At 34.8% G+C, this 5,000-nt stretch carries 2 protein-coding genes, 2 rRNA genes and 3 pseudogenes (1 of these 7 only partly in view); 2 read left to right on the top strand and 5 right to left on the bottom strand.

What is annotated here, in order from left to right:
• Both ACUN28_RS27895 and rrf read left to right on the top strand, forming a co-directional pair.
• A 23S ribosomal RNA gene (locus ACUN28_RS27895) occupies positions 1–307 on the top strand (it extends 2,615 nt beyond the left edge of the window).
• A gap of 49 nt (positions 308–356) precedes the next feature.
• Positions 357–472: ribosomal RNA gene (gene rrf / locus ACUN28_RS27890) — 5S ribosomal RNA — on the top strand.
• A 97-nt stretch (positions 473–569) separates the two neighbouring features.
• On the opposite strand, the pseudogene ACUN28_RS27885 reads toward rrf, so the two are convergent.
• The 5 genes and pseudogenes from ACUN28_RS27885 to ACUN28_RS27865 form a co-directional block, all read right to left on the bottom strand.
• A pseudogene (locus tag ACUN28_RS27885) lies at positions 570–854 on the bottom strand (ASCH domain-containing protein); the annotation flags it as partial.
• 827 nt (positions 855–1,681) lie between these two features.
• Complete coding sequence (uppP, locus tag ACUN28_RS27880; RefSeq protein WP_016089565.1) at positions 1,682–2,479, bottom strand: undecaprenyl-diphosphate phosphatase UppP; 798 nt, start codon at positions 2,477–2,479, stop codon at positions 1,682–1,684.
• A 17-nt stretch (positions 2,480–2,496) separates the two neighbouring features.
• Positions 2,497–3,234 (bottom strand): ABC transporter permease, encoded by a 738-nt coding sequence (locus ACUN28_RS27875; protein ID WP_016089564.1) that lies wholly within the window; start codon positions 3,232–3,234, stop codon positions 2,497–2,499.
• A pseudogene (locus ACUN28_RS27870) lies at positions 3,227–3,880 on the bottom strand (ATP-binding cassette domain-containing protein); the annotation flags it as partial. The pseudogene ACUN28_RS27870 and the gene ACUN28_RS27875, both read right to left, overlap by 8 nt.
• A pseudogene (locus tag ACUN28_RS27865) lies at positions 3,855–4,488 on the bottom strand (response regulator transcription factor); the annotation flags it as partial. The pseudogenes ACUN28_RS27870 and ACUN28_RS27865, both read right to left, overlap by 26 nt.
• Between the last annotated feature and the right edge of the window lie 512 nt (positions 4,489–5,000).

The following is a 5,000-nucleotide window of genomic DNA, read 5'->3' as shown; positions in this document are numbered from 1 at the left end:
TCGTGAGACAGTTCGGTCCCTATCCGTCGTGGGCGTAGGAAATTTGAGAGGAGCTGTCCTTAGTACGAGAGGACCGGGATGGACGCACCGCTGGTGTACCAGTTGTTCTGCCAAGGGCATAGCTGGGTAGCTATGTGCGGAAGGGATAAGTGCTGAAAGCATCTAAGCATGAAGCCCCCCTCAAGATGAGATTTCCCATAGCGTAAGCTAGTAAGATCCCTGAAAGATGATCAGGTTGATAGGTTCGAGGTGGAAGCATGGTGACATGTGGAGCTGACGAATACTAATAGATCGAGGACTTAACCATATAATATGTAGCAAATGTTATCTAGTTTTGAAGGAATATGCCTTCATAGTTTGGTGATGATGGCAGAGAGGTCACACCCGTTCCCATACCGAACACGGAAGTTAAGCTCTCTAGCGCCGATGGTAGTTGGGACCTTGTCCCTGTGAGAGTAGGACGTCGCCAAGCAAGCTTAAGACGAGTCAGAATGACTCGTCTTTTTTGTGTTTAATAAAATATAGCTTGTCATCTACGTATTTCTGGAGTGATAGATGATAAGCTATATTTATTTTTTTACATCAATAAGTTTAAAATGCTCACAAACAAGTAGCATATCTTCAGAAAAGGCATGGCCAAGTTGATTATGCTGTCTCCCCAGTAATCATAAGTACAATCACCTTCAGCAATATTCGGGTACTTCATTCATTGGTGTTATAGTTACTTCTATTGTCCTAATAATTGCTACAGGTTCATCCTGGCTATTGGGTACAATACTATAATCATTAGTCGTCGGTAACCGTTTATTTTCTAATTCACAAAAAATATGACCGGAGCATGTTGCTGTTTGAATAGTATACGTCCCTTTATTATCGCTTTGATATAAATAAATTCGGTTAGTTTATAGTTGTTACGTAGCCTATTGGTGATTTGGTCTGCAATAAAATTAGGATCAATACCTGACAATGTATCGCCTACATGTACTTCCCTTCCGTAAGTATAGAAACAAGGAAGAGGTTTGTCTGCAGTTTCTATATAACTGTAGTGCTGAGTATCTCCGTCATATAGAGGTGTTAAGAAATCATGATTAATGGCCAAACAATACTGTAATTGTTTTTCTTCCGTTAGTCTTTCAAGTTCGGTTAAGGCAGAGATAATACCACGATGGTTACCTTCTTCATCTCCATATAGTTCAGCTATAATACTAACTTCGCCGTTGGTACTATTAATACTATTAAATGAAACCAAATGCCTTTGTTAGTAATTTAATTTGCTCTTATAGCTGCGGTTGTTTGTATATAGGCATTAGGATAAAATCTCCTTAAATATTATATTTAGGCTCTATTGTAGAGAAGTTAAGTACAAGTGAAAAACAATATAGAATGATTACTTAAATACAAAGAGGAAGTGATATATTACAGTATTAAGGAACGCTTGTTCTGCACTAGTGTGATGGGTACACTTGATCAATGAAGTTGTGTATTTTTAATCCGGTATATGTGTTTAAAGAAGAAATACTATTATTAAGTGCGGACTTCAAGTATAGCGTGTAAGTTTATATATTAATGGTGATTTATTACCACTATGCCATATTGAAGCAAGTAATACTAAAGGTGAAATAGATAAAAAACCGATATTCCAACTTGAATATCGGTTTAATAATATGTGACTTATACGAATCTATAGCAATACAAAAAGCGTAAATAAGATGGCCAATAAAATACGATAATATGCAAAAGGTTTTAAACCTATCTTCTCTAAAAGCTTCAGAAAAGTTACTACTGCTAGCATTGCTACTATAAAAGAGGTAATGAATCCTGCGGCAAACATAGGAATGTCATCGACACTTAAATACTTCCAACTTTTTAATAAGTCTAAACCTGTAGCTCCAACCATTACAGGAAGAGCAATGAGAAAAGAGAACTCAGATGCAGTCTTATAATTTACTTTCGCTAATAGACCTCCAGAAATAGTAGAGCCAGCTCTAGAGAAACCAGGATATACTGCTAAGCATTGAAATAATCCAATTGTTAATGCTTGTCGGTATGTTAAATCATCCAGTGAAAAGGCGGTTGCCTCTTTCTTTTTTACTTCTGCAAAAATCATAAGAATTGCCCCTGCTACAAGTCCAATCACGACAGTATACGGCTGAAATAAGTATGTTTTAATAACATCATGTAGTAGTAAACCAGCAATTACTGCCGGAAATACGCCAAGGAATACATGTAATGCGTTAAATTTTTTCTCTTTTCTTAGAAGAGGCTTAATATTACATAAAGAAACAAGGCGTTTATGATATAAGATAGCGATAGCTAAGATCGCTCCTAACTGAATGACAATTTCAAATGTTTTTGCCCGTTCTCCTTCAAAACCTAGTAAATGTCCGACTAATATAAGATGACCAGTAGAAGAGATAGGTAAAAATTCAGCTAATCCCTCTACAATACCGAGTATGAAGGCAATAATGATATCGCTCATAGTTTCACTCCTGTAAATTAATGAATATCTACTCTCTTAAAATAGAATAGTGTTGCAATAAATCCGAAAATGGTAGTTACCGCGATGATGATATAAGAATACTCTGGTGGATAAGTCGATTGTAATTCGTTATTTGCTATATCTAGAGTGGCGGTCCATGGGAATAGGTCTTTGTGTTTTGAATTTACGATCATAAGGTTAGTCATTGTAATAATAATTGTTAATATAATAGGTGGTACATAGGTTTTCATTATAAGAGTTAGTAGTACAATAGGTGAAGATAATAGAAAAAGAAGTCCACCACATATTAAAAACTTCACGAGAGAGTCTAAAAGTAAGGTGATACTAAATCCAGGGAAGCTACCTAGTAGCCCTAATAATAAAGTTAGTGCCCAAGCGACTAAAGTTAGCATCATGATCCAAAGGAATAGAAGGATGAACTTACTTATAATAAAGCTAATGCGAGATACTGGGATAGTTAGTAAATGCTTTAGTGTATCTTCTGTATATTCACGGGTAAACAGATAAGCAACCACTACTCCATATAAGGGGAATCCTATAATTAAGGTAGTATATAAGTTAACTTCAGTGAATAATTGATGGAATAAAATAGTCGGAGTTGGCTGTTTTGTTTTTATGTGTATATAAGACGCTACTACTACTAAGAAAGGTGCGACACCAGCCCCAATAATACTAATCAAAAACATATTAGAGCGTTTTAGTTTTAATAGTTCTGTATAGAGTAGATTAACCAATCGTTCCACCTCCAACTAGGTTGGTGAAATAATCTTCTAATCTGTCTGCGCTCATCACCATTTTTAATACTTCAATATCGTTAAGAACAAACGCTCTGTTAATGCGTCCTTGCTGTCCGAAATGAGAGTAAACGCGAATATTCCCTTCATCACGTACTTCATAATCAAAAATTTGAAAATGATTTTCTAATAGCATCGCAGCTTTATGGTCATTATTCACCTGGAATTCTATGTATTTACGGTTTGCTTTACGCAGTGTATCAAGAGAAACTTCCTCTAGTAACCTTCCTTCATGAATAATCCCCATACGATCGACTAATTGTTCTACCTCGGCTAATATATGACTAGAAATGAGTATCGTTATATTTCTTTCTTGAGCTAAAGATTTAATAAGTTTTCGCATTTCTTTAATACCGATGGGATCTAGACCGTTAGTTGGTTCATCTAATATGAGTAGTTCAGGATAATGAAGAAGTGCACGTGCAATTCCTAAGCGTTGTTTCATCCCTAAAGAGTATTTTCCTACTAATTTTTTTGTTTCGTGCTGCAAACCTACAATTTCTAATGCTTCTTCAATTGCATTCCTTTTATGAACTCCAATTATCTTTGCATTAATTAATAAGTTCTCTCTTGCAGTTAAGTTTTCTAATATGTACCATAACGGTATTATCGTCTTCTATATAATTAGCGTTCCACACATTTCGGAAGATTTTTGTTTTTGTAAATAATTGCTCTGGGTTGGAAGAGAAGAACTTTAATAGTTTAAGTTTTTTTTCGGTTAACGCAATCTCTTGTCCGTTCGTATGGACTTGTGTATTTTTTAAAATCAATGGTTAGTCCCTTAAATGTTAAAGTTGTTTTCTCTTGTACAGTAGTGTTACTTCCAAGAACTAAAAAGCGTCGCATAAGAGATTTTACTCGTGCAACCACTTCGTGAATACTGAAAGGTTTCGTAATATAGTCATCAGCCCCAATGCTTAAACCTAAAACTTTATCAACTTCGTGATCTTTAGCAGTTAGCATTAATATCGGTATGTTAGTTGTATCCCTAAGTTTTCTACAGACTTCAATCCCATCTACTTTTGGCATCATAAGATCTAATATAACGAGGTTATAGTCGTTTTGATTAAATAAATGCAATGCTTCTTCGCTGTTAATTGCAGTATCTACCATATATAATTCTCGCTCTAAATATCTTTTTAATAAGTCTCGAATTTCTTTATCGTCACCTGCTTCTAATAGAATGTTATTAATAGTACAATTTGATAAACAAAGGGGAATAGGGAGTGGTAATAAAAAATAAAGCAACTTTCTAATTATATACTATTAATTGTTAAAATAAGGTTGCTAGTTTAGCTGGAAAGAGTCAATCGTATAAGTTCGGTAAGATGGGGGAAGCGAGTTCTTTGTAATAGAGAAGTGTCTAAATTGAATAGTATTTAGAAGAATAGATTAGTAAAGAAAAGTAGACGATGGTTTCTATTTTAATGAAATCTTTATAGATCCTTACCTGGAGCTAAAAGAGTACGAAGATATTAAATTAAATATCTTTATAAAAAGGTGTTGACGATTAGAGTTTAGAGGTGTAATATAGAACAAGTCGCCGATAGCAACAATGCAGAAAGCGGCAAACGAAATAAAAACAAAATGAAAAACTTGGTTGACATTGAAATATGAAAATGTTAACATAAGGGAGTCGCAAATGAGCGGCAGACAAGTTCTTTGAAAACTGAACGAAACAAACAACGTGAAACGTCAATTTTTAT

Source organism: Bacillus sp. WC2507, assembly GCF_052656125.1.
This window is presented reverse-complemented; position numbering and strand designations above follow the sequence as displayed.

Excerpts from the sequence above, each read along its gene's own strand:
- uppP (WP_016089565.1), bottom strand. The coding sequence starts at position 2,479 with ATGAGCGATATCATTATTGCCTTCATACTCGGTATTGTAGAGGGATTA.